The organism is Moraxella marmotae, assembly GCF_042219885.1.
In the GTDB taxonomy this organism is placed as follows: domain Bacteria; phylum Pseudomonadota; class Gammaproteobacteria; order Pseudomonadales; family Moraxellaceae; genus Moraxella; species Moraxella marmotae.
This window is the reverse complement of record NZ_JBHJHR010000002.1, coordinates 2133409-2159690: the sequence shown is the minus strand read 5'-3', so window position 1 is coordinate 2159690 and position 26282 is coordinate 2133409. Positions and strand designations below refer to the sequence as shown.

Sequence of the window (26282 nt, the reverse complement as noted above, 5' to 3'; positions counted from 1 at the left end):
AACAAACTTTGATAAAAGATGTGTATTTGCTCGGTAAGTTTTTGTAGCCAGATGGGTTGTGCGATGGATTTATGATGAATTTACAATCACTTGCGATGATTTGTGATGAAATGGTGGGATTTTTGCCATTGGCTTTGCTGTTTTTGTTGGCATTTACCAATAATTCACCAATAACCTGTCAATGATTTGCCAACTATTTGTCAATTATTTATCAATCGTGCGGCAAAATTTTGTTAAAATAAGCCATTTGTTGATGATACATTTTGATATATTTACCATAGCGACAGTTAAAAGGAAAAACGCATGAATTTAGCGACTGAGCCATTTTTTGACAGACTTAGCCAAGAGCAAAAACAGATTTTAGATACACTGCAAACGCCGTATTATCTGCTTGATGAGCGAGCAATTATTGACAATCTAAAAATCAGCCAGCAAGTTTGCCAAGCATCAGGGGCAAAGGCATTGTTGGCACTCAAATGCTTTGCCACTTGGGGGGTGTTTGATGCCATGCGTCCGTTTTTGGACGGCACGACATCGTCATCACTGAATGAAGTGCGACTGGGCAAAGAGTGCTTTGGTGGCGAGACGCATGCTTATAGTGTGGCATATGCCGATCATGAAATTGACGAAGTGCTAAACTATGCTGATAAGATTATCTTTAATTCTATCAACCAATTGATACGCTTTGGTCAAAAAGCCAAAGACAGGGGCATCGCCGTGGGACTGCGTCTAAACCCACAAACCAGCAATTCATCATTTGTCATCGCCGATCCTGCCAGACCATTTAGTCGTCTGGGAGAGCATGAACTGGACAAAATCATGGCGGTGGCGGACGAGATTACTGGCGTGATGATTCATAATAATTGTGAAAACAATGATTTTGCGGCATTTAGCCAAAGCCTGCAAGACATCGAGAGCCGTTTTGCACCGCTGTTTCATCGCTTGCAGTGGATCAGCTTTGGTGGTGGCATTCATTATATTGACCCTGATTATCCGCTGCAGGATTTTATTGATTGCTTAAAGGATTTTTCTGATAAATACGGCGTGCAAATTTACTTAGAGCCGGGCGAAGCATCGGTACACCAAGGGGCGGTATTGGTGACTAGCGTGCTAGACACATTGCACAACGGCAAGCCCTTGGCGGTGGTTGATGCGTCCATTGAAGCACATATGCTTGATTTGTTGATTTATCGTCAATCGGCACCGCTTGCCTATGTCAATGATACGCCATACGCCATCGCAGGCGGTGATTTTGATGGCGTAACGGCAGATGAGCATTCGGTGCGTATCTATGGCAAATCGTGCTTGGCGGGCGATATTTTTGGCGATTATCCGCTGAATGAGCCGCTTAAAGTTGGTGATAAAGTCGCTTTTGGCAATGCCGCCGCTTACACCATGGTTAAGAAAAATTGGTTTAATGGCGTGGATATGCCAGCGATTGTGATTATCCGTGAAAATGGCGAAATCAGCGTACAGCGGCAATTTGATTATGCAGATTATAAAGATAGTTTGTCCTAAACTTATTAAATTTTCTTAAATTTATCGGCTTTTGGTAAATTTTGCTAATTTTACCAATTTTATTAAATTTGCCAAAAAACCGCCAAAAGTCGCAAAAATTGGGCAAATGGTTGAAAAAACGCCAAAAAATCGCTATTATTGACAGCTTTGTTGTTTAGACAAAATTTGCCATTATTGCATCATTTGCCACAATCTGCCATAACAATGGTCGCTGCGGTTGCTAATTTTAACCCAGCTGATTTGATTTTAAATTAAGATTAAAAATTGGCGAATTGGCAAATTGATAAATTGGCAATTTTGGCAATCTTTGACAAAAAACATTCGGGTGCATGAGTTTTCCTTGAAGTCTTCCTTTTAATTCATGCACAAAACTTGATAAGTCCACAAGCAGGACACTAAGGAGGATTTATGAGTACAATCAATCAGACACAAACCAACACGCCTGCAAACAATGTATTGATTATCGGTGCAGGTGGTGTGGCACAGGTCGTCGCCCACAAATGTGCGATGGCAAACGATATTTTTGGCGAGATTCATATCGCATCACGCACCTTGCAAAAATGTGACGCCATCGCTCAAAGCGTCGCCGAAAAGGGCAGTTTTAAGCGTCCAGCGGTGCTACATACGCACGCTGTCGATGCACTAGATACGCAAGCGGTCGCTCGGCTGATTGAGCAAATTTCGGCGGATATTGTGATTAATGTTGGCTCGCCATTTGTCAATATGAGCGTGATGGACGCTTGTATCCAGACCAAGACGCATTATTTGGATACGGCGATTTATGAAGACCCAAGCAAGATTTGCGAAGCACCGCCGTGGTATGCCAATTATGAATGGAAAAAGAAAGATGCCTTTAAAAACGCAGGCGTAACGGCGATTTTGGGCGTGGGATTTGACCCCGGCGTGGTCAATGCTTATGCTCGCTTGGGCGTGGAATATTTTGACAAAGACAGCGTTACCGATATTGATATTATTGACATTAACGCAGGTAGTCATGGCAAGTATTTTGCCACCAATTTTGATCCTGAGATTAATTTTCGTGAGTTCACTGGCGTGGTGTATTCGTGGCAAAATCGCCAATGGCAGACCAATCAAATGTTTGAAGTCAAACGCAGTGATGACTTGCCCGTGGTCGGTGTCCAAAACAGCTACCTGAGTGGCCATGATGAGCTGCACTCACTGCACAAAAACCTAAATGTGCCAAACATTCGTTTTTGGATGGGTTTTGGTGAGCATTATATGAATGTTTTTGGCGTGCTAAAAAATCTGGGTCTTTTGTCCGAGCAGCCTGTGGTTACTGCCGAAGGTTTGGAAGTTGTGCCGCTAAAAGTGGTCAAGGCGGTGCTGCCAGATCCATCGAGTTTGGCGGCAAATTATCAGGGCAAAACTTGCATTGGCAACAAAGTCAAAGGCAAAAAAGACGGCGATGAGCAAGAGATTTTTATTTATAATATCGCCGATCACCAAGACGCTTATGCCGAAGTTGGCAGCCAAGGCATCTCATACACTGCAGGCGTGCCACCAGTTGCCGCCGCCTTGCTGATTGCCACAGGCGAGTGGAATGTCAGCACGATGGTCAATGTCGAAGAGCTGGACGCTCGCCCATTTATCAATCTGCTCAACAATATGGGCTTACCAACACGCATCAGCCGCCCAGATGGTGATGAGCTACTTGAGTATGCCTTGTGATGGATTTTAATAATCATTTTGCTAAATTGTATTGTAATTTGACTAAATGATTAAAATTTCACAAACCGATTAGCGGCAGTTATCAGCCATCAGCCGAGAGCTGATAAAACAAATAAACAAAACACATCACTGTTGGTGTGTTTTGTTTTTGTTCGGCTTGGTGTGGTTGTGGTATAATTGCCATAAATTATTGCCATGAATTTCAGACAACACGACAAATAACACGACAAAAGGTCAATTATGCGAATCCGCAAACTGTTTAAATTTGAAAATGCTCACATCGTGCGTAACTGCTCGTCCGATCGCTGCAAATATTCCATTCATGGACACAGCTATCAAGTGGAGCTGATTTTGCAGGCAGATCGCTTGGATCATGGGCAGATGGTGTATGATTTTGGCTTATTAAAAAGCCACATCAAAGACATCATCGACAGCTTTGATCATGCCATCACTTTTTGGAATAAAGATAATCCAGACTATATCACAGCCTGCAAACAGTTTAGCTCTCGCTGGGTGAGCTTGCCTGTTTCGCCATCGGCAGAGCAGTTTAGCCGTGTGATATTTTTTTGGGCAGATGCGATTTTAAAACAAACCCAAATGCAAAATGGCGAAAGCGATGTCAGCGTTTATTCGGTGATTGTCCACGAGACGGCGACAGGTTATGCCCAGTGTTTTCGCCAAGATGTCGAAAATGCCCAAATGGGTGTGTTGGCATTGACCAATTTTGAATTTAGCGAACAAATCAAAGCCGAATGGCAAGATGGCCAAATGTATGACAAATTAATCAGCGGCGAGAAATTTTATAATCCTGTGGCCGTACAGCAGGTTCAAGTATGAGCGTGCAAACATTAACTTTAGCCAGTGAAGCTGACACCCAAGCACTTGCCCATACTTTGGCACAGATGAATTTGACGGGCAGTGTTTGGCTGTCGGGTGATTTGGGGGCGGGTAAGACTACTTTGGTGCGTTATTGGCTGCAAGCGATGGGACACCAAGGGGCGGTAAAAAGCCCAACTTATACTTTGGTTGAGCCGTACCGCATCGCTGGAGCAGGCGGTGAGCCAAGATCTGTTTATCATGCCGATTTGTATCGGCTAAACGATGCCGAAGAGCTTGATTTTATTGGGTTTTTTGAATATTTTGATGAGCCAAACAGCCTGGTAATTATCGAGTGGGCAAGCCGTGCTGAGCAAGTATTGCCGCCGCCTGATTATCGCATTGACATCGTCCGCTGTGATGACGACAGTCGCCGTGTGCAGCTGACTGGCTTGGGGGCGGTTTGATGGCGGCATTGTCCAATTACCAAGATTTGCCTGATAACAGCGTGGTTTGCCTGATGTCGCCAACGGCCAGCGGTAAGACCGATTTGGCATTTAAACTGTATCAAACAGGGCGTTTTGAGCTGATTTCGGTGGACAGTGCGTTGATTTATCGTGGTATGAATATCGGCACTGCCAAGCCAAGCCCCAGCGAGCTGCGACAATTTCCCCATCATTTGGTGGATATTATCGCACCGACCGACAGTTATAGCGTGGCAAATTTTGTCAGCGACACCGAACGGCTGATTGGGCAGATTCATCAGCGTGGTAAAATTCCGCTGTTGGTGGGCGGTACGATGATGTATTATATGGCACTGCTTGACGGCATTTCTAGCGTGCCAGAGACCGATTCTGCGATTCGTGAGCAGGTTAAGGTGTGGAAAGATACACAAGGCAACCAAGCCTTGTACGATTATCTAAAACAGCACGATCCTGCCATTTGCCAAAAACTTGGGCCGTCGGACACGCAGCGAATTACTCGAGCGGTCGAAGTGCATCTACAAACAGGGCGGTGCATGAGCCAATGGCAAGATTTGCCAAAAATCGCCCTAAGCCACGACCCAAAATGGCAATGGTACGGCATCATCGTTATGCCTGATCGAGCGTGGTTGCACGAACGCATCGAGCAGCGGCTGGATTTGATGTGGTCGCAGGGGTTTGTGGCGGAAGTGATTGAGCTGATCAATCGCTATCCTGATTTGACAGCGGATATGCCAGCGATGCGTGCGGTCGGCTATCGGCAAGTGCTGGAATATTTGGCGGCAACTTGCCACCCTTGTCTGGTCAATCATGCAGGACTGATGCCATATTATCAAGATTATCATGCTCAACACCACGCCCAAACTGAGCAAAACACCCAAAAAACTGGCAAAAATTCCCAAAATTCAGCCATTTTTAACAATTTTAACAAAAAATCCCAAAAAACCACGCCCAACATAGGGAATTTGGCTTGTCAAGATATGAAAAATAAGGCATTATATGCAACAAGGCAGCTTGCCAAGCGTCAGTACACTTGGCTAAGACAGCTGACCTTGCTTGATAAACCAACAATAACCAATTTAACAATAGTATCGTTTGATAGCATACAACAAGTAGAACAGCAACTTTTGCAATCGCCCAGTTGGGACTGAAATCATTTGCATTGCTTAGCTATTTTAACCGGAGAGACTTATGTCAAAAGGACAAACCTTGCAAGATCCATTTTTGAATGCCCTGCGTAAAGATCGTATTCCTGTGTCAATTTTTTTGGTCAATGGCATTAAGCTACAAGGGCAAATTGAATCTTTTGACCAATATGTGGTTTTGCTAAAAAACACAGTCAGCCAAATGGTGTACAAGCACGCCATCTCAACGGTAGTGCCAACACGCAACCCACGCACCGAAGGCAGTGCAACGCCTAGCCCAGCGACTGGCGGTTATCAAGGCGGTAATGTTGGTGTGATGAGTAGCGGTACTTATCAAGGCAGCGGCTTTGAGCGTCAAGGGTTTGAGCGTCCAAGCATGAATTATCAAAGCGGCTCTCGTCCACAAGGCGGCTTTACTCGCACGCCACAATCTGGCTTTGAGCGTCAAGGCTTTGATCGTGCCAATATGGGTTATCAGGGCGGCTCAATGTCTGGCATGGGTCAATCTGGCTTTGAGCGTGGCGGTTTGGGTTTTGAGCGTCAAGGCTTTGATCGTGCTGGTTTTGAAGAGCGTGGCTTTGATGGCAAAGCATTTGAAAGCAACGACACTCGCAATTTTAACCGCTCAGGTTTTGACAAAAAAACCGAAGGCAGATTTGGCGATGATGACAATTTTGATGAGTGATTTTGGCAAGTGATTGTCAGATTTTGCTGATTTGATAATTAAAATAATGGGTTTGATGATCACGCAGTTATTAAATGGTTATCAATAATTATTCAATAAAAATTAAATAATCATCAAAAAATCGATTAAAATAACTTGATTAAAATTTAATTTGGCTTGCACGACAGCTTTGGTTGCCGTGCAAGTTTTGTATTGGCTGTTTGGCGGATTTGTTCTGGATTGGTTTAATTGATTGTTGTGGGTTTTGGCAAATGCCGATTGAGTGTTGATTGAATGCCGATTGAATAAAGATAAATTTGCTGATTAGAAGTAAAAAATCACCAAAATACCACCAAATCCCACCCAAAAATATGCTATCATGAGCCATAAATTTTGACGATTTGATGGGCTGTATCAGCGATGACCAAGACCAATTTGCAACCGACAGACTTTATCCATGACGCCATCACCGCCATTCGTACCGAGCAGCGAGCGTTGGATTTGCTAATCCAAGAGCTTGATGAACGGTTTGTGCAGGCGTGTCGGACGATTTTGGCGTGTTCAGGCCGTGTGGTGGTGACTGGCATGGGTAAATCTGGGCATATTGGACGCAAGATTGCAGCAACCTTTGCATCAACTGGCACGCCAGCGTTTTTTATGCACCCGGGTGAAGCAGGGCATGGCGATTTGGGCATGTTGGTGTCAGGCGATGTGCTGATTGCCATCTCAAATTCTGGCGAGTCGGACGAAATCCGCATGCTTTTGCCAGTGGTCAAACAGCTCAACATTCCGCTCATTAGCATCAGCCGTGATAAGCGGGGCGTATTGCCAAAATCGGCGGACATTGCTTTGACTTTGGGTTTGTCCGACGAGGCTTGTCCTTTGGGCTTGGCACCAACTTCCAGCACCACGGCGACTTTGGCATTGGGTGATGCTTTGGCGGTGGCATTGTTACACGCTCGAGGCTTTACCAGCACTGATTTTGCACTGTCGCACCCTGCGGGGGCGTTGGGGCGTAGGCTTTTGACTCGTGTCCAAGATGTGATGCACACCGACAACTTGCCAACGGTCAATCAGCACGCCAGCCTAAACGACAGCCTATTTGTGATGACTGGCGGACGCTTGGGTTTGGCGGTGGTGCTTGATGATTTGGACGAAGTTGTAGGGATTTTTACCGATGGCGATTTACGCCGCAAATTGGCACAGCAGACCAATTTATCGGCAAAAATTGGCGAGCTGATGACCAAAACACCCAAAACCATCGATAAACAAATGCGAGCATCTGATGCTCTGACGCTGATGAATGAAAATGGCATCAGTCAATTGTTGGTGGTTGATGACAAAAAACTGGTAGGCGTAATCAGCATTCATGATTTGCTAAAAGCTGGCGTAAGTTAATTTTAACTTGATAAAATATGAATTGATATAATGACTGATATGATGGATTGAAACAAATTCGACATGGGCAATTTGGTTGGTTTTATCAATTTAAGAGTTTTATCAATTAATTTTATCAATCAATCATAGCCAAGCGTTGTGAGCATTGTGCCAAAATCAGTGATAAAATCCATTGTCAGATAACAAAATATTCATTTATACTTAATCAACCATTTAAATTCAGATAGTAATGATGAACGACGCAATTTTTCAAAAAGCTAAAAATATCAAGCTGTTTGCCATGGACGTGGACGGCGTATTGACCGATGGCAAGATTATTTATAACTCATATGATGTTGAAACCAAAGCATTTTTTGTACAAGATGGCGTAGGTTTGCAGGCGGTGCGTGAGTCTGGCGTGATTTTGGCGATTATCACAGGGAGAACATCGCCGATGGTGGATCGCCGTGCCAAAGAGTTGGGCATTGCTCACATTATCCAAGGCCGTGATGACAAATACACAGCATTGACAGCTTTGGCAGATGAGCTGGGTTTGACACTGTCTGAATGTGCCTATATGGGTGATGATTTGCCAGATTTGAAAGCGGTCAAAATGGCAGGGCTGGGCATCAGTGTGGCGAATGCTTGCCCACAAACCCAAGCGGTGGCGGACTATGTAACCGCTCGCACTGGCGGCAATGGAGCGGTGCGTGAAGCGTGCGAACTGATTTTGCAGGCACAGGATAACTTTGCGGCATTTCTTGCTAAGTTTGAATAAGGCGACGGCATGAATATTCGCATATTAAGCGTGCTTGGCGTGATGGCTTTGGCGGTGGCGGTGTGGTTTTTTTATCAAGAAGATGTCGAAGTAAAACCTGCTTTACCCAAAGCACCTGTCGCCAGTGCTGAAGTTACCCAAATCAGTGCCGTGCAGACCAGTCCTGAAACTGGCGAGACTGAATACACCTTGACCGCCGATTCACTGGTACAAAACGCCGATGGCCAAGATGAGCTGCGTGGGGCGACGATGAACTGGCAGCCGCCATCAGGGGAAAAATATGTCCTGACTGCCACTGGGGCGATTTTTACCCAAAGTACTGGCGATATTTTGTTATCCAAGGGTTTTCAATTGGTGCGTCAAGCCACTGCCGACAAGCCTGAGCTGGTGATTGTTGGCAACAGTTTGACTGGCAACACCAAAACACGCACGGTGAGCAGCCAAGAGCCTTTGACAGTTACCCAAGGCGATGACAAATTCAAAGCGGCAGGATTTTCGGCAAATTTGCAAACTGGCGATTATGAATTTGATCATATCGAAGTGCTGTTTGATGCACCAAAACGCCAAAACAAGCCATTGTTACAATAATTTTAGCCATCACTTACAAAAAGATTTAGGGTTTTGTATGTTTAATCAATCTGTATTTGTCAAATCTTTATTTTTGGCGTGCATTGTCAGTACGCCAATGATTGCAGCGGCATTGCCATCGGACGCTAACCAACCAATTCGCCTGCTTGCCGACCGTGCCACTTATAGCGATCGCACTGGCGTAACCACTTATTCGGGCAAAGTAACCATCGAGCAAGGCACGCTAAAAATCGCCGCTGACAATTTAACCGTCAATTTAGACACCAATAACCGCAGCATCAAAACCGCTGTGGCAACAGGCCGACCTGCAACCATGCAGCAAGTGGTTACTCAAGAAAAGGGTCTGGCAAAAGGGCAGGCAAATCGCATTGATTATAATGCGGTTACAGGCATTGTAACTTTGACTGGCAATGCCAAATTGACCCAAGCAGGTTCGAGTTTTTCTGGCAATGTGATTCGTTATAGCCTGTCTGAAGGTGATGTGGAAGCCAATGCTGGCGGTGGGCAGCGTGTTGAGCTGATATTTCCGCCGAGCGAATCTCGCTCACATCGTGGCGTACGCTAGGGTTTGACCATGACGACTTTATCAATGCGTCATCTGGGTAAGCGTTATGGGCAACGCTGGGTGGTCAAAGATGTGTCTTTTGAGATTGAGCAGGGGCAAGTGGTTGGCATTTTGGGTCCCAACGGTGCTGGCAAAACCACCAGTTTTTATATGGTGATTGGCTTGGTGCCGATGGACAAAGGGCAGGTCAAGCTTGGCGATATTGACATCTCAAAAAAAGCAATGCACGAGCGTGCCGCCCAAGGCATTGGTTATTTGCCACAAGAAGCATCGATTTTTCGCAAATTGACCATCGAACAAAACATCATGGCGATTTTGCAAACACGCAAAGACCTAAACGCAGTGCAACAGACTGCTGAATTGGAAAAACTGATGGCGGAATTTCACCTAGAGCATGTTCGCCATTCGCTGGGCATGAGCGTGTCTGGCGGTGAGCGTCGCCGTTGTGAGATTGCTCGCTGCTTGGCATCAAATCCTAAGTTTATTTTGCTTGATGAGCCATTTGCTGGTGTCGATCCGATTTCGGTGGGCGACATCATGCAGGTGATTGAGACGCTGCGGCAGCGTGGCATTGGCGTGCTGATTACCGATCACAATGTGCGTGAGACTTTATCCATTTGTCAAAAAGCCTACATTGTCTCTGAAGGCACAATTATCGCCGAAGGCAATAAAGATGAGATTTTATCCAATGAATTGGTGCGAAAAGTGTATCTGGGCAAGGATTTTGTGGTGTAAATTTTTTAAATTGGTTTGTTAGAATTAATATTCTAAAATCAAAACATCCGTTAAAAATACTTACAGTATAAAAATATCCATTAGACCAAAATTTTTAAAAACCTAACGAAAATCACAATCTGCCAAATGATCATTGACCATGCCGACCGCTTGCATAAACGCATAGCAGGTGGTTGCACCGATGAATTTAAAGCCGTCTTTTTTGAGTTGCTTGGCAAGTTTTGCTGAGATTTCGGTTTGGGCAGGGATCTGTTCTGGAGTTTGCCAATGGTTTATCACAGACTTGCCATCAGGTGTGGCGATGCCCCATAGGTAATCACTAAAACTTTGTTTGGCAGTGATGGCAAGATAGGCTTTGGCGTTGGCAATGATGGCAAGAATCTTAGCACGATGGCGGATAATGCCAGTATCTTGCATTAAGGCGGCGACTTTGGCATCATCATAATTGGCGATTTTTTGGGCATCAAAATCATCAAAAGCACGATAATAGCCATCACGCCGCTTTAAGATGGTAATCCAGCTTAGGCCTGATTGCATGGCTTCTAAATTTAGGCAGGCAAATAATGCCTGATCGTCATAGATTGGCTTACCCCATTCGTTATCGTGATAGGCGATGTATGTGGGGTCGGATAAGCACCATGAGCAGCGTTTGTTCATCTTTTTATCGCATCAGATATGAAAATCAATCACAGCATCAGACTCTAGCACATCTAGGTCATCTTTGCAGATTGATTTGATGGTTTCTGGGTTAAAGCTGGGGTCTAAGCGTTTGACCGCCGCCATCAAGGCACAAATTTGCTGATCTTGGGCTTGGATATGTGCCAGTAGGGCGGCGATGCTAGATGCCACAGGGTCTTTGGCGTTGGGTTTTAGCCCATAGGCGTTAAACAGCTCTTGGGATTGGGCGTGATGCTCAGATGGCGGAGTGGTGTCTTCTTTGTCCTTGACAATCATGCGTGCAGCACTGCCAACCATCGTTGCCCCAGCAGGCACAGGTTTGACGACCACGGCATTGGAGCCAACTTTGGCATCATGGCCGACCGTAAAGCCACCCAAAATCTTTGCCCCAGCACCGACTACGACATTATTGCCAAGTGTGGGGTGGCGTTTTGCCCCTTTTTCCCACGACACGCCGCCCAAGGTTACGCCATGATACAGTGTAACATCATCGCCAATCTCGGCAGTCTCGCCAATAACCACACCCATGCCGTGATCGATGAACAAACGCTTGCCGATTTTGGCGGCAGGGTGAATCTCGATGCCTGTGGTGCAGCGGCTAAAATGTGACAATGCTCGTGCCATAAATTTTTGATCGGCATTCCAAAGGGCATGCGCCCCACGATGCATGATGCGAGCGTGAACCCCCGGATAGGTAAGTAAAATCTCAGGCTTGGTGCGAGCGGCAGGGTCTCGCTCTAACACCGCTTCTAAGTCGTCATTGATGGCATTTTTTAGGCGATTGAATGATTTGATTAAGTTTTTTAGCATAATTTTTCCTGATGATTTTGATAATTTTAAGATAATCTTAATGGTGTTTGGCTATCATAGCTTGGTGGCTGCCGTGCAAGTTTATCAATGCTATCTGTATCAATGTATCAACTGATCAATTTATCTGTTATCCAACTCATGGATTACTGCCATCATATCGATGATAATTTGGTAAATCAAGTCAATATTGGCATATTTATATGATGAAAATTGTCAATGCAGCCAGTTTGTCAAATGATTGATTTATCAAGTTTGCCCAATTGATCCAATTTATCAAAACTGCAAATTGCCATGATGATAATAAAGCCACTATCGCTTTGATAAAAGACTTGCCAGCGTGGATAAATCGTTAATTAAGGCAGCTTTTTATCAATTTTGGCAATCAACGATCGCAGCAGGGCATATTCTTTTTTATCCAGCTGTAAGCGGCTGCCAAGTCGAGCAAGTCGATTGGGCAAATGCTTGAGCGAATCATCATGAGCCAGACCAAGCCGCTGCATCAGGGCAATGACGGCGTGATTTAGATTGGCCGCTTGCTCGTGAGTGATGGCAGGTTCGTCCCAATCGCTGCGAATGCTGACGGCAAGCGTGTGCGTGTCTTGGGCGACGCCTTGAGTTTGCTTGGTGCTGGCGATGCCGTCTTGTTCGGCATGGATAAGCCTGTCATAAAAAGTGGCGGCAATCACCTGTATGGCACTGGCGACATTTAGCACAGGATACGCTGGATTGGCGGGGATTTGGATATGATAATTGGCAAGTGCCAGCTCTTCGTTGGTCAAGCCACGATCTTCTCGTCCAAATAAGATGGCAATTTGTGGCAGCTCTTTGGGCGACAAATCACTTGGCGTGTCTGATGGGCTTGTTAATTGTTTGGATAAATTAAACTGCTGCTTGACAATATCGGCTGCCGTGCTGGGGCTAACCACAGGTCTTGGCATGTGCCGACTGCGAGCACTGGCAGCAAAAATCAGCGTGCAGTCAGCGATGGCATCATGCAGGTTGTCAGTGATGTAAGTTTTACTTAAAATATCCTTTGCTCCAGCGGCATTGGCAAAACTGCTGTCATCAATCGGCAGGCGGGGATTGACCACCACAAGGTTGCTTAGCCCCATGGTGTGTAATGCTCGTGCTGCCGAACCGATATTGGCAGGCAGCGTCGTGCCAATCATGACGATGCGGATACGCTCCAGCGGATTTGGTGGCGGTAAAAGTGTCGTTGTCATCAGCGAAATACCAAATTTTCAGCAGCAATGGTGGTTTTTAGTTGGGCGATATTAGAATCGCTTGGATAAATGCGGAATCGCTCATTGACCTGCACACGCCCAATGCTGCATTCATCGTATAAATACAAAGCAATCGGCACGCACAAATCGCCCGCTTGAGCGATATCCATCGACTCATCATCTGCCGATGTGGGGTAAGTGCCGTAGCGAATTACTTCAGGCGGTGGGCTGTTTTCTTTAAGTAGGCTTATAATACCATCAATCTGCATTTGATTATCGGCAGGCAGTTTGATGTGAATTTCTTTGAGACGACGCAGGCGTGCCCGCTCAATCGGCTCAATGTGTAACAGCCGAGTAAATAGCCGACCATCGTCGCCTTCTCGGACGCTGATTTTGGCGACCACGACATTGGCGATGGTCATATTTTCACGATCGCCTTTGCTGGTATATGCTGGTTGATATTCTTCGTTAATGGCAGGAACACGCTTGCCAGCAGTTAGCACATCTTTAAACTTTTTAAAGGTATCATTATAACAGCTAATCTCAAGGCGGCCTTTGCCATCGTCAATCTTGACCACCACTCGCTCACCAAAAAATGCCACATCAAACACCAACCCCGCAATCCAAATAAAGCCACCTTTGCCAGTGTCTTTGATATCCAGCACGCTATTGACGGTGGTGTATAGTGGCAATTCGCTGCGGTATTCGTCCAGTGGGTGGCCTGTCAAATACAGCCCAATGGTCTGCTCTTCGTAGCGTAAGCGGTCTTGGGTCTGCCAAAACACATCTTCCAAAACAGGGGCGACAGACAAGCCGTCGTCCACTTCGGCAAATAAATCCATTGTGCCTGCTAGACGGTTTTGATAGTTTTGGTCAGCTGCTGCCATGGCTTCGGGCAGCTGCCGCCACAGACCACGGCGAATTTGATAACTGTAATCAAAATTTTCGCCAAGATAATGCGGTTTGAGCGTTTCTGCCAAAATATCAAAACAGCCTGCCTTAATCAAGGCTTCCAAGGAACGCTTGCCGACTTTTTTGATATCGACACGATTACAAAAATCGTACAAATCCTTAAATGGCCCGTCTTTTCTGGCTTGCACGATGCTATTAACCGCTTCTTCGCCCACGCCTTTGACCGCACCCAGCCCATAAACGATGGTTTTGGCATCACGCACGACAAATTTCCATTGGCTGTGATTGACGCTTGGCGGAATGACATTTAGGTGGAAATTGTCTTTGCAATCACTCAACAAAAAAACCACCTGGTCGGTATTATCCATCTCTGAAGTCAAAACCGCCGCCATAAATTCGGCAGGGTAATAATGCTTCAGATAAGCGGTCTGATAAGCCAGCACACCATAGGCGGCTGAGTGCGATTTGTTAAAGCCGTAGCCAGCAAATTTTTCAACCAAATCAAAAATCTGTGCTGCCAAACCGCCGTCAATATTTTGGTTAATTGCACCATCGACAAAGCTGCTGCGTTGTGCTGCCATCTCTTCGGGTTTTTTCTTACCCATCGCACGGCGAAGCATATCGGCACCGCCCAAGGTATAGCCTGCCAGCACCTGAGCGATTTGCATGACTTGCTCTTGATAGACGATGACGCCGTAGGTGGATTCCAAAGGCGGCTTGAGCCACTCGTGCTGAAATTGTGGGTGCGGATAGGCGACTTCTTGAATGCCGTGCTTGCGGTCAATAAAGTCCGACACCATGCCAGATTCCAGTGGGCCGGGGCGATACAAGGCACACATCGCAATCACATCTTCGATATTTGACGGTCTAAGTTTGGTGAGATATTTTTTCATGCCGCTACTTTCTAGCTGAAACACGGCGGTGGTTTTGGCTTCTTGTAGCACGGATTCATAAACGGCAGCATCATCAAGGGGCAGCTCGTCTAGATCAATCGGTGCTTGCCCCAGCTGCTGGCGTGTGTGGTTGATGTTATCCACGGCCGCTTGGATAACGGTCAGGTTACGCAGCCCCAAAAAGTCAAATTTGACCAAGCCGACATCTTCGACATCACCTTTATCAAACTGGCTGACTAGATGTCCTTCGCTGTCGCAATACACTGGGCTAAAATCGCTGATGCGGTTGGGAGCGATCAGAACACCACCAGCGTGCTTGCCGACATTGCGAGTGATGCCTTCTAATTTTTTGGCCATCTCCCAGATTTCTTTTGCCGAATCGTGATCAGGTGCTTCAGGGTTGGTTAAAAGATCTTTTAGCTGTAATTCTTGATCAAAAGCATCGTCCAGACTGATGCCGGGCGTTTTTGGGATAAGTTTTGAGATGCGATCGCCCAGACCAAACGGCTTGCCTTGCACACGAGTCACATCACGCACCACCGCACGAGCCGCCATCGTACCAAAGGTGATGATTTGGCTGACCGCTTGACGGCCATAAGTTTGGGCGACATAGTCAATCACTCGATCACGCCCTTCGATACAAAAATCAATATCAAAGTCAGGCATCGAGACACGCTCAGGGTTTAAGAACCGCTCAAACAGCAAATCATAGCGTAGCGGATCTAAGTCGGTAATGTTTAGGGCATAAGCAACCAGCGAACCTGCGCCAGAACCACGACCGGGGCCGACAGGCACACCATTGGCCTTTGCCCAGCGGATAAAGTCCATCACGATCAAAAAATACCCCGGAAAACCCATTTTTAGGATAATGCCCAGCTCATATTCAAGCCGTTCGTCATAGGGCTTGCGAATCTTATCCCAATCATCATCACGCCGCTCGATGGGGTAGAGCTTATCAAGGCGTTTATTTAGACCATCTTGAGAGACTTTTCTAAAAAATGTCTCGATGGTGTCGCCTTCTGGAATGGGGAAATCTGGCAAAACATTGATACCAAGCGTCAGCGTCACATTGCAGCGACTGGCAAGCCGCTCAGTATTTTCAATGGCTTGTGGTAAATCGGCAAACAGCTCCGCCATCTCGTCTTGGCTTTTGAAATATTGCAGCTCGGTGTATTCTCTGGGGCGTTTGGCATTATCCAGTGCATAACCGCTGGCGATGCAGACACGAGCTTCATGAGCGTCAAAGTCAGTACTGATGGTGTCGTTTTTGTCGTTGGTTTCTGTGGGGCTTGGGTTGATAAATCGCACATCGTTATGGGCAACGATGGCGATGCCCAATTTACTGGCTTGGATAATGGCATTTTCGTTAAATTGATCGTCGCCAGCCTTGACTCGGCGAATACCAATATATAGCCTGTCGCCAAAAATATCTTGCCACGCTTGTAGTAGCGGCAAGGCGTGATCAGGGTGATTGCCCCTCAAAGACAGGGCAATCTCCGAGCGGTGCGTCAAAATGGCAATCAGCCCATCGGCACGCTCACTCAAGGCCTGCTTAGTAATCACTGGCGTCTCAAAAATCACCGAGCCATGGTCATTCATCGGACGCTCGGTGTAGGCATCAGAAATCAGCCGCATGAGATTTTGGTAGCCGTCATTGTTCATGGCGTACAAAATGACCGTTTGCCGTGCTTCGGCAGCTTCTCTGTCCAGCTGATTGCCAATGACAACTTCAGCACCCAAAATGGGCTTGATGCCTGCACCGATACACGCCTTATAAAACTTCACCGCCGCAAACATATTGTTATAATCGGCCAATGCCAGCGAAGTTTGACCATCGGCAGCGGCAGCTTTGACAAGCTGTTTGATGCGGACGATGGAATCAACGATGGCGTATTCGCTACGAATGCCTAAATGAACAAATGACATAAATTCAATATCTATCAGTTAAGTATCTATCAATAAATTAATTAAAATAACCAAATAATAAGCTTACCGCCATGATGCATCATTGGGCAAAACTATTATTAAGCTTAATTATCAAAACCAGCTATCAAAATCAGTTATCAAGCCAATTATCAAACCAAAATCAGCCAGTTATCATTGAGCCATTGGCACAGTGTCGGCAGGTGATTGGCAATATCATCACTAGTGATGACCGCACCGCCAATCAATGCCAGCAATAATTGGCGTTCGTCATCAGCCAGACAGACGCATTCACCATTGATATACCAGTCATCTGCCACACGCACAAAGCGGCAAGCAGGATTTAATAGCAGGCATTCGCCATCGTTTAGCCGTGCTTTTAGCTCATTATCACTCAACTCATCATCAAACGCCACCAGCTCGTACTGGCGTTTACTGACCAGCTCTGCCACGGCACTGCCAAACAGCTCATCGCCAGCAGGGGAATTGAGCAGCTCAAGCAGAGCAGATTTCATCGCTTGGATACTTTGGCTGCTTAGCTCAAAAGCGTCTTTTTGGGCGGCTTGTGATAAAGTCAGCACACGAAACAGCTGGCTGTGATTGGTGGCGACATCGGCAATCTCATCGATGATTTGCACCAGATTTGGGCGGCGAAAACCGAACGAAAAAGTCAAGCAATCATCTTGGGCGATGCCATGATGGCTAAGTCCCGGCGGCACATACAGCACATCGCCAGCTTCTAAAATTTCATCAAAAATAATCTCGCCCATATCATCAAGCAGGCGAATGGGCTGATTTGGCACAAAAGGCGTATCGCCATCGCACATTTTGCCAAGCATCCAGCGGCGTCTGCCATAGCCTTGAGCCAAAAACACATCATATTCATCATAATGTGCTCCCACCGAGCCACCTTGTGGAGCGACCGACACCATAATATCGTCCTGTTGCCATTTGGGAATAAAGTCAAAATGCGACCACATTTCGCCCAATTCAGGCGACCATTGTTCCAAATTTTGCACCAAAATTGTCCACAGTTTGGGCGTTTGGTCAATGTCATCTTCACTCAGTGGCGACGATTTGAGCGACCATTGCTCAGGATTGGCATCATCTTGGCTAATCAAGCGAGCGGATACGCCATCTTCAACAGCCAGTCCCAGTACATCTTCTGGCTTAAACATACCAACCAATGCTGGCAAACCGCCCTTAATCAGTAGCGGTTTTTTTTGCCAATATTCTGCCAAAAAAGTCTCAACGCTCATGCCAGCAGGTAGGCAATATGGGGTATTTTGGTTCATGATTTTCTCGATATTTGTGGATAACTTTAGATAACTTTGGGTAAATTACGATAAATTGCAATGGATAAATGGGTAAAATAACACAGCCTTATAGTTTAGCAATTTTTTGGGTCTAAAACCAATCCTATTGTCAGAATTTGTCAGATATTTGCTAAAATTCATCACTTTTGACTGAATTTAACCGAATTTGGTGAAATTTGGCACAATTTGACTGAACTTGACCAGATTTGGCAAAATTTGCCAGTTTTATCAGTCTTAGCAATCTTGGCAATCTTAGCAATTTGCCCAGTCAATGGCTGGTTAAGATCAACGAATAATTCAGCAATAGCCAATAAAAGCACCAGCACAGCGGCAAATTTACAGTGGTAAATTTTCGCCATTTTGATTATAATGGCTAAAATTTTACGCATTTTGTATGGATTTATTTTTTTAAATTGATTGTGTTGATTGACGCATTAATTTATAAAATGCACAAAATACATACAACGCACAAAATGCACAAAGAAACAACCAAGGCAAATTATGACGACCGACACCCAATTTGACGCCGATGATTTGGCGGAACATACTTTTGATTATGTAATGAGCGAAAACGGACAACTGACCCAAGCGGACATTGCCGCTTTGTATGCCGAGCTTGGCGAAGCAGAGCAGGCGTTGGTAACGATTCGTGATTTTATCCGCTTTGTGGTAACTAAGCTGCGTCAATACGATGTGGTGGTGGCACAGGGGACGACTGACGAATTTGCTGAAGCGGCGGCGATTGTGCTGCATACGCTGTCGCTGGAGTGGTCGGCAGATGAGCAGATTTTGGAATGCAAGCTGACACCGAGCGAAAAACAAGAAGTGCTGACGCTGCTGTCTGAGCGGATTATCCAACGCAAACCGTTGTCATATCTGATTAATTTGGCGTATTTCTGCGGTTTGCCGTTTTATGTTGATGAGCGTGTGCTGATTCCACGCTCACCGATTGCCGAGCTGATTAACCAAAAATTCTACCCTTATTTTGATGTCGATGATGTCAATAAAGACAAATTTTTTGCCCATGGCTTAGAAGAGTCGCAACTTGCCGCCCCTGAGCGGATTTTGGACTTATGCACAGGTTCAGGCTGTATCGCCATCGCTCTTGCCAAAGCGTTCCCTGATGCCAATGTTGATGCCACAGACATTGACAAAGACGCTCTGGAAGTGGCATGGACCAATGTTGAGCATCATGAGCTGGCTCATCAGGTCAATCTGCTGGAGTCGGATTTGTTCGCCAAACTGCCTGCCGAGAACCAGTACGAGCTGATTGTTACCAATCCGCCTTATGTCGATGCGGCGGTGATGGCGGATTTGCCGCCAGAGTTTTTGCACGAACCAGAACACGCCTTGGCAGCAGGTCAAGACGGCTTGGATTTGGTGCATCAGATTTTATACGCCGCTCCAGATTATCTGACTCGAGATGGTCTTTTGGTCTGCGAAGTTGGCGATAGCGAATGGGCATTGCGTCAGGCGTATCCAGAGATTCAGTTTGACTGGCTGGACTTTGAAAAAGGCGGTAGCGGCGTATTCGCCATCACTTGCGAAGAGCTGCTAGAATACCGTGATGATTTTGCTCGCCAAGTTCAGCGAGTGCAGGGCGGTCTATAATTGCCGATTGGCGGTAATATTATTTATCGAAGCCATAAAAAAAATGCCACAGTTTAAGTTTGTGGCATTTTTTTTTTGTTTAAAAGTTAGTGAATGAATAGCTATATAATCGCCATTATGATTGGTTGTTAGCAATTGGAAAGGTTGTTTTTCAAAGATCCTTCCTTATAATAAATATCTGCCAGCTTATAGCCATTGCCTGATTTTACCAAGACAAAAGTTGATTGGCTGTGATAACCATAACTAGCAATATGTGCAACGACATTGCCTTGGGCGTTTACTGTATAATTAATTTTGGCATTATAATCAGGGTCATTGCTATTAAAAAATGGATCACCGCTTAATGGGACGCAATCCATAATTTGGCTATTTCTATTAAAGACGCCCAAAGCTTGCTTAAACTCAGCAGTACCGTATTTTTGAATGGCAGCATTAGAGTTTTTTACTCGTTTTTGTTCGGCATACATCTTTTTGACAAAAGCGATTTTTTGGTTATTATTGGCATAAGCGTCAGGAGCGATGATTAATGCCAACGCCAGTGGGGCGATTTTGATAAAATTTTTCATAAATACTCCTTGTGTTAAAAAGTTTATCAAATTAAGCAGTTTCGCAGTTTAAATAGATAAAATAGTCAAATTAGCCAAATGATAAAATTGACCAACCAAATTATCATAGCAAAAAATCGCAAAAAAAAACAGATTTTTTATTTTTTATCATCAGTAAATTTACTGCGATCATGCTGCGTCATAAGATGTCGCTATCTTTGCGGTGATGATATTTTATGACTTTGTGAAAAAATTTTGGTACAATAATCGGTTATGACAAATTTATCCGCTTTTGCTTTAAAATCAACACCAAAAGCAAAACCTAAAACTAGAGACAACCGTGAATAAAATTCCTGTAATCCATACGCCAGAGCCGAGCCATGCCGATATGAATGACAAAATCAACCTGCTGGGCATGTCAAAAGACGAATTGTCGGCATTTTTTGTATCGATTGGCGAAAAGCCATTTCGTGCCACGCAGGTGATGAAGTGGATTTATCAATTTGGCGTTACTGATTTTTTTGAGATGACCAACATTTCAAAAAAGCTACAACAACGCCTGCACGAAACCGCTTGCGTGCTGCCGCCTGCCGTCAAGTACAAAGAATTTAGCCAAGACGGCACTCGAAAATGGGTGTTTGAAGTGGTGGGCGGCTCACTGGTGGAGACGGTGCTGATTCCTGCCGAAGATGGCAAGCAGTTTGGACGCAAAACGCTGTGCATCTCATCGCAGGTGGGCTGTGCGTTGGATTGCTCATTTTGTAGTACTGGTAAACAGGGTTTTGAGCGTGATTTGACACCGAGCGAGATTATTGGGCAATTGTGGGTTGCCAACCAATCCTACATGGAAGATGTCGCACCGACCGAGCGTGAAAACCGTGTTACTAATGTGGTGATGATGGGCATGGGTGAGCCGCTACTCAATTATGAGCCTGTGGTGGCGGCGATGTCTTTGATGCTTGACGATCACGCTTTTGGGCTATCAAAGCGGCGAGTTACGCTCTCAACTTCAGGCGTCGTACCAAAAATGTACGATTTGGCAAAAGATATTGATGTGGCACTTGCCATCAGTCTGCACGCACCGAACGACGAGCTGCGTAACGAGCTGGTACCGATTAACAAAAAATATCCGCTATCAGAGCTGATTGCCGCCGCCAAATCCTACATTTATGATGAAAATCCACGCCACAAAAAGCATGTTACCATCGAGTATGTGATGCTGGCTGGGGTGAATGACAGCGATGAACACGCCCATCAGTTGGTGGCGTTATTAAAAGACTTGCCAAGTAAAATCAATCTGATTCCGTTTAATCCATTTCCGCACGCACCTTATGGACGCTCAAGCAATAACCGCATTCATGCTTTTAGCAATATTTTAAATAATGCTGGCTTTGTTTGTACAATTCGCCAAACTCGTGGCGATGACATCGATGCGGCATGTGGGCAACTGGTGGGGCAGGTGGCAGACAGAACTCGCCGTGCCAAAAAATGGCAAGAAAGCATCGAAAAACGCCAAAATGCCCAATAAAACCTTGGGTATCGGCTGGCGTATTGCGAAAGCGGATAAAGATTGTTAGAATGGATAGCTGATGATGCTGATTTATCAACCGTTGCACGCAGCACTTGGGTGGTTTGGTCGCATGGGCAAATGCTTGCTGTGCTTGGCGTGGCTGGCGTTGAGTGGCTGCCAAAGCATACCAAGCGGCACAAACAGCCCAAACAGTTCAAACTCAAGTCTAAGCCTAAGCACTGAGCAAAAACTGGCGGTGATTCGCACGCAAATCGCCGAGCAGCTGCTGTCGATGGGTAGGCTTGATGATGCCAAAGTGCAGCTGGATACGGCGTTGGCTTATCATGCAAAATATGCACCTGCTTATCGCATCATGGCGATGGTGTACCAAGCATCTGCCGAGCCTACACATCAGCAATACGCCAACACACTGTATCAAAAAGCCATCGCCATCGATGCCAGCGATATGCAAAATTATATGGATTATGGCAATTATTTGGCACAAATGGGCGATGATGCGGCGGCGATTCGACAGTTTGAAAGACCTGCGATGACCATTGGCTATCATGGGCGATTGACCGCTATTGAGAACATTGCCTTTGTGCGTTATCGCCAGTTTAATCGACAGCCAACAGATGACAGCCATCATCAAGCCAAAACGGCATTACAGCGAGCAATCCAAGCTGGCAGTCAAAGTCAAGAATTGGTACAGGCTTATCAGTTATTATTAAGTTATAATAATTAATTGATGATAAAAGTTCATGATAAACAATGCAAATAGTACAAACAATCCACAAAGCATAAAAGCAGTTTTGGTATGTTTGGCTTGATTTGCTGGATTGATTTGATAGATTTTGCCAATTGGTAGGTTCATTTGGTCAAAACTGAATGGTTTATTCAATCAAGCATTAATTTATTGTTGAATTAAATTAACGATTGCAATTATCGATTTAAACGATTTAAATTAAGCAAAACACAAACGCAAACAAAAAATACAACGGTACTGCCATGTCTATACACAATCCCATCAAACGCCGCCCCACCAAAAAAATCTTTGTTGGTAATGTTGCCATTGGCGGCGATGCACCCATCAGCGTGCAGAGCATGACCAACACCAACACCTGTGATGTCGAAGCAACGGTGGCGCAGATTGAGCGTTGTGTCAATGCTGGTGCGGATTTGATGCGAGTATCGACACCGACCATGGACAGCGTGGCGGCATTTGCCGAAATCAAAAAGCGTGTGCCAGTGCCATTGATTGCCGATATTCATTTTGATTATAAGATTGCTTTGGCGGTGGCGGACGCTGGGGCGGACTGCTTGCGTATCAACCCCGGCAACATTGGCAATGATGCCAAAGTGCGTGAAGTGGTGGCCGCCGCTCGCCATCACAATGTGCCAATTCGCATCGGTGTCAATGCTGGCTCACTTGAAAAAGATTTGCAAAAAAAATACGGTGAGCCGACTGGTGAAGCGATGCTAGAATCGGCATTACGCCATATTGATATTTTAGAAAAACTTGATTTTCAGAATTATAAAATCTCGGTCAAGGCAAGCAATGTCTTTTTGACCCTTGATGCTTATCGCTTGATTTCGGCACAGATTGACAACCCCTTGCATTTGGGCGTAACAGAAGCAGGCGTGTACCGTACTGGCACGGTCAAATCCGCCATCGCCTTGGGCGGGCTATTGCTGGACGGCATTGGTGATACGATGCGTATTTCTTTGGCGGCAGAGCCTGAAGAAGAGATTAAGATTGGCTTTGATATTCTAAAATCGCTGGGCATTCGCAGTAATGGGGTGAATTTTATCGCTTGCCCAAGCTGCAGCCGCCAAGAGTTTGATGTGATTAAGGTGATGAATGAGCTAGAAGCGCGCCTAGAAGATGTGCGTGAGCCACTGGATTTGTCGGTGATTGGCTGTAAGGTCAATGGGCCGGGCGAAGCCAAAGAAGCTACCATCGGCGTGGTGGGGGCAAGTCCCAACAGTTTGGTGTACAAAAACGGCACTAAAAGCCATCTGATTAGTACCAGTGACTTGGTTGATGAGATTGAAGCGATGGTACGCCAACAGGTCAAGACTATCCAAGAAGCACGAGCCAATGAGATTATCCGAGTGGGTTGATTGTTAATGAAAGAGCAAGAGAAGTTGAGTTTTGTGCAATTGGCGGTGTTGGCGATGAAAATGGCTGGCAAGCCAATGACTGCGGCAGAGTTATGGGAATTTGTTTTACAAAATAACTTGCACCATCGGCTAAACTCTTATAATGCACAAACGCAATCTTTTATTGGCAAAACACCAGAAGCAACTTTTGCTTCTCAAATTGGTAGACATAAGGACATTTTTACAGCCATTCCAAATACCAAACCCAAGCAGTATATTTTAAAAAATCTTAATCATAATGCCATAATAGATTTGCCATCTGAGCCAATCGCAGCCGAGTTATTGATTGACAAAAATACAATGACGCCAAAAAAGGTTGGCTATCATGAGCGAGAATTGCACCCAGTGCTTAGCCATTTTTTAAAGCATAACGAATATTTTCGTGCGTATTCAAAGACGATTTTTCATGAAGAAAGTTTTAAAGGCGTGCGTGGCGAAGACAAATGGCTGTATCCTGATATGGTGGCGGTGAATTTTAAATATGCCAATTACCAAAAGAATAATGTATTAAATTTTATTAAAAAATTTGACAAGCCACCAATTGGAATTTTTTCTTTTGAAATCAAAAAAGAATTGAATTTTAGCAATTATAAAGAAAGCTTTTTTCAGGCGGTGAGTAATTCTAGCTGGGCAAATGAAGGGTATTTGGTGGCGGTGGAGATTAAGCGAGACAACCAGTTTATTGAAGCCTTGCAAAAACTTAGCCAAAGTTTTGGTATTGGCATTGTTGAGCTAAACTTGCAAAATATCCATCAAAGCAAGATTTTATCGCCTGCCAAATTTAAAGAAAATTTGGATTATTCTGTGCTTGATGAATTGGCGAATAAAAATCCAAATTTTGCACAATTTTTAAAAACCATTACAGATTTTGATGTGGATAATCCAAACCGATTTAAGGGTGAGTTTGATAAAATTTTGTCGGTGGACGAGCTGCATCACCATCTAAGAAGCAGACTTTGCATTGAACACAATTAAGGAAAAATTATGAGTAAAATTACCGCCATTCGTGGCTTTAATGATGTATTGCCTAGCCAAACACCAGCGTGGCGTGCGATGGAAAATGCCTTGATTGGCGTGATGGACGGCTATGGGTTTAGCCAGATTCGCCTGCCTTTGGTTGAAGAGACGCAGCTGTTTGCTCGAGGCGTGGGTGAAGCGACCGACATTGTTGAAAAAGAAATGTTTGGCGTGGTGCATGGCGGCAATAAAGGCGACGAAAGTGCATCTTTTACCTTGCGTCCAGAAGGCACGGCAGGCTGCGTGCGTGCGGTGATTGAGCATAATTTGACTCGTGGCGATATGCCAAAGCTGTGGTACATGGGTCCGATGTTTCGCTACGAACGCCCACAAAAAGGCCGCTATCGCCAATTTCACCAATTGGGCGTGGAGTGCTTTGGCAGTGAGCTGCCAGATGCTGATGCTGAACTAATCGCCATGACTTATGCCATGTGGCAAAAGTTGGGCATTGATAAGCACCTAACTTTGCAGCTAAACACCTTGGGCGAGTCAGATGAGCGACAAGCGTACAAGGCAGCTTTGGTTGAGTATTTGACACGCCATCAAGCGGATTTGGACGAAGATTCGCAGCGTCGCCTGTATACCAATCCTTTGCGGATTTTGGATTCCAAAGACGAAAAAACCCAAGCCATTTTGCAAGATGCACCAAAATTGAGCCAGTTTTTGGGTGAAGCAACCAAGCAGCATTTTGAGACGCTCAAGGCTTATTTGACGGCGTTGGGCATTGATTTTGAAATCAATGAAAAGCTGGTGCGTGGCTTGGATTATTATAATAAAACCGTGTTTGAATGGGTAACGGACAAACTGGGATCTCAAGCAACGGTCTGCGGCGGCGGTCGTTATGATGGCTTAATTGGCATCATTAAGGGCAAGCCTGAGCAGTCTGAGCCTGCGGTGGGCTTTGCGATGGGGCTTGAGCGATTGATGTTATTGATTGAAGCGGTAAATCCGTTTGAAGCAACCAATCAATGCGATATTTTTGTGATCGCTCACCCTGATTATTATGCAGATGCTCTAAAATATGCCAATGAACTAAGATGTCGCCAAAGTCAGCTGCGTGTCAAGATGGCAAGTGCCACAGGGCTAAAAGCACAGATGAAAAAAGCGGACAAATCTGGAGCCAAATACACCGTCATCATTGCCGAAGATGAAGCTTTGGCAAAGCAAATCACCGTCAAAACCATGGCAACAGGCGAACAAAGCCGTGTGGCGATGGATTATCAATTTGCGCTATAAAGTTTTATCATCAATTTGAGCGATTTTTGAGCCGAATGCGTGCCAAAATCGCTCAAATTGGCTTAAAAAAGTGATGATTGGACATCAC

23 protein-coding genes are annotated in these 26282 nt (G+C 45.3%); 17 read left to right on the top strand and 6 right to left on the bottom strand.

Going from position 1 to position 26282, the window contains the following annotated elements:
* The first annotated feature begins 303 nt into the window (after positions 1-303).
* The 11 genes from ACFBZI_RS10000 to lptB all read left to right on the top strand — a co-directional run bounded on the left by ACFBZI_RS10000 (position 304) and on the right by lptB (position 10357).
* Positions 304-1518: a carboxynorspermidine decarboxylase gene (locus ACFBZI_RS10000; protein WP_375716185.1), complete on the top strand. Its 1215-nt coding sequence runs from the start codon at positions 304-306 to the stop codon at positions 1516-1518.
* 408 nt (positions 1519-1926) lie between these two features.
* Positions 1927-3207 carry a saccharopine dehydrogenase family protein gene (locus ACFBZI_RS09995; RefSeq protein WP_375716184.1) on the top strand — a complete coding sequence of 427 codons (1281 nt, stop codon included), beginning with the start codon at positions 1927-1929 and terminating at the stop codon, positions 3205-3207.
* 240 nt (positions 3208-3447) lie between these two features.
* Positions 3448-4044, top strand: a complete 597-nt coding sequence (locus tag ACFBZI_RS09990; protein ID WP_375716183.1) for a 6-pyruvoyl trahydropterin synthase family protein — start codon at positions 3448-3450, stop codon at positions 4042-4044.
* Positions 4041-4490 (top strand): tRNA (adenosine(37)-N6)-threonylcarbamoyltransferase complex ATPase subunit type 1 TsaE, encoded by a 450-nt coding sequence (gene tsaE / locus ACFBZI_RS09985; protein ID WP_375716182.1) that lies wholly within the window; start codon positions 4041-4043, stop codon positions 4488-4490. Before ACFBZI_RS09990 ends, tsaE begins: the two co-directional genes overlap by 4 nt.
* Positions 4490-5656, top strand: coding sequence for a tRNA (adenosine(37)-N6)-dimethylallyltransferase MiaA (gene miaA, locus ACFBZI_RS09980; RefSeq protein ID WP_375716181.1), 1167 nt, complete (start codon positions 4490-4492; stop codon positions 5654-5656). Before tsaE ends, miaA begins: the two co-directional genes overlap by 1 nt.
* 40 nt (positions 5657-5696) lie before the next feature.
* A complete protein-coding gene (hfq, locus tag ACFBZI_RS09975; RefSeq protein ID WP_375716180.1) occupies positions 5697-6335 on the top strand; it encodes an RNA chaperone Hfq in 639 nt (212 codons plus the stop codon).
* Between the two features lie 399 nt (positions 6336-6734).
* Positions 6735-7712: a KpsF/GutQ family sugar-phosphate isomerase gene (locus ACFBZI_RS09970; protein ID WP_375716179.1), complete on the top strand. Its 978-nt coding sequence runs from the start codon at positions 6735-6737 to the stop codon at positions 7710-7712.
* A 232-nt stretch (positions 7713-7944) separates the two neighbouring features.
* On the top strand, positions 7945-8469 hold the full coding sequence (locus tag ACFBZI_RS09965; protein ID WP_375716347.1) for a KdsC family phosphatase: 525 nt from the start codon (positions 7945-7947) through the stop codon (positions 8467-8469).
* A gap of 9 nt (positions 8470-8478) precedes the next feature.
* Positions 8479-9057 carry an LPS export ABC transporter periplasmic protein LptC gene (gene lptC, locus ACFBZI_RS09960; protein WP_375716178.1) on the top strand — a complete coding sequence of 193 codons (579 nt, stop codon included), beginning with the start codon at positions 8479-8481 and terminating at the stop codon, positions 9055-9057.
* Between the two features lie 37 nt (positions 9058-9094).
* The gene (lptA, locus tag ACFBZI_RS09955; protein WP_375716177.1) at positions 9095-9622 is read left to right on the top strand and encodes a lipopolysaccharide transport periplasmic protein LptA; all 528 of its coding nucleotides are present in this window, start codon (positions 9095-9097) and stop codon (positions 9620-9622) included.
* 9 nt (positions 9623-9631) lie between these two features.
* Positions 9632-10357, top strand: a complete 726-nt coding sequence (gene lptB, locus ACFBZI_RS09950) for an LPS export ABC transporter ATP-binding protein (protein ID WP_375716176.1) — start codon at positions 9632-9634, stop codon at positions 10355-10357.
* A gap of 102 nt (positions 10358-10459) precedes the next feature.
* Here the strand turns inward: lptB and ACFBZI_RS09945 are convergent, their stop codons facing one another.
* From ACFBZI_RS09945 to ACFBZI_RS09925, 5 genes are all read right to left on the bottom strand, one after another.
* Positions 10460-11014 (bottom strand): DNA-3-methyladenine glycosylase I, encoded by a 555-nt coding sequence (locus tag ACFBZI_RS09945; RefSeq protein WP_375716175.1) that lies wholly within the window; start codon positions 11012-11014, stop codon positions 10460-10462.
* Positions 11015-11026: 12 nt separating this feature from the next.
* Entirely contained in the window at positions 11027-11845 is an 819-nt protein-coding gene (gene cysE / locus ACFBZI_RS09940) for a serine O-acetyltransferase (RefSeq protein WP_375716174.1), read from the bottom strand.
* Positions 11846-12198: 353 nt separating this feature from the next.
* Entirely contained in the window at positions 12199-13068 is an 870-nt protein-coding gene (locus ACFBZI_RS09935; protein ID WP_375716173.1) for an RNA methyltransferase, read from the bottom strand.
* A complete protein-coding gene (dnaE, locus tag ACFBZI_RS09930) occupies positions 13068-16799 on the bottom strand; it encodes a DNA polymerase III subunit alpha (RefSeq protein WP_375716172.1) in 3732 nt (1243 codons plus the stop codon). Before dnaE ends, ACFBZI_RS09935 begins: the two co-directional genes overlap by 1 nt.
* A gap of 149 nt (positions 16800-16948) precedes the next feature.
* On the bottom strand, positions 16949-18091 hold the full coding sequence (locus ACFBZI_RS09925) for a JmjC domain-containing protein (RefSeq protein WP_375716171.1): 1143 nt from the start codon (positions 18089-18091) through the stop codon (positions 16949-16951).
* A gap of 522 nt (positions 18092-18613) precedes the next feature.
* Between ACFBZI_RS09925 and prmB the strand changes: the two genes are divergently transcribed.
* On the top strand, positions 18614-19723 hold the full coding sequence (gene prmB / locus ACFBZI_RS09920; protein WP_375716170.1) for a 50S ribosomal protein L3 N(5)-glutamine methyltransferase: 1110 nt from the start codon (positions 18614-18616) through the stop codon (positions 19721-19723).
* Between the two features lie 128 nt (positions 19724-19851).
* Here prmB and ACFBZI_RS09915 read toward each other — a convergent pair whose 3' ends face one another.
* Complete coding sequence (locus tag ACFBZI_RS09915; RefSeq protein ID WP_375716169.1) at positions 19852-20289, bottom strand: hypothetical protein; 438 nt, start codon at positions 20287-20289, stop codon at positions 19852-19854.
* Between the two features lie 319 nt (positions 20290-20608).
* On the opposite strand from ACFBZI_RS09915, the gene rlmN reads away from it, so the two are divergent.
* From rlmN to hisS, 5 genes are all read left to right on the top strand, one after another.
* Positions 20609-21796: a dual-specificity RNA methyltransferase RlmN gene (rlmN, locus tag ACFBZI_RS09910; protein ID WP_375716168.1), complete on the top strand. Its 1188-nt coding sequence runs from the start codon at positions 20609-20611 to the stop codon at positions 21794-21796.
* Positions 21797-21857: 61 nt separating this feature from the next.
* Positions 21858-22523 (top strand): pilus assembly protein, encoded by a 666-nt coding sequence (locus ACFBZI_RS09905; RefSeq protein ID WP_375716167.1) that lies wholly within the window; start codon positions 21858-21860, stop codon positions 22521-22523.
* 263 nt (positions 22524-22786) lie between these two features.
* A complete protein-coding gene (gene ispG / locus ACFBZI_RS09900; protein ID WP_375716166.1) occupies positions 22787-23902 on the top strand; it encodes a flavodoxin-dependent (E)-4-hydroxy-3-methylbut-2-enyl-diphosphate synthase in 1116 nt (371 codons plus the stop codon).
* Positions 23903-23908: 6 nt separating this feature from the next.
* Complete coding sequence (locus ACFBZI_RS09895) at positions 23909-24916, top strand: hypothetical protein (protein WP_375716165.1); 1008 nt, start codon at positions 23909-23911, stop codon at positions 24914-24916.
* Positions 24917-24925: 9 nt separating this feature from the next.
* Entirely contained in the window at positions 24926-26194 is a 1269-nt protein-coding gene (gene hisS, locus ACFBZI_RS09890; protein ID WP_375716164.1) for a histidine--tRNA ligase, read from the top strand.
* The last annotated feature ends 88 nt before the right edge of the window (positions 26195-26282 follow it).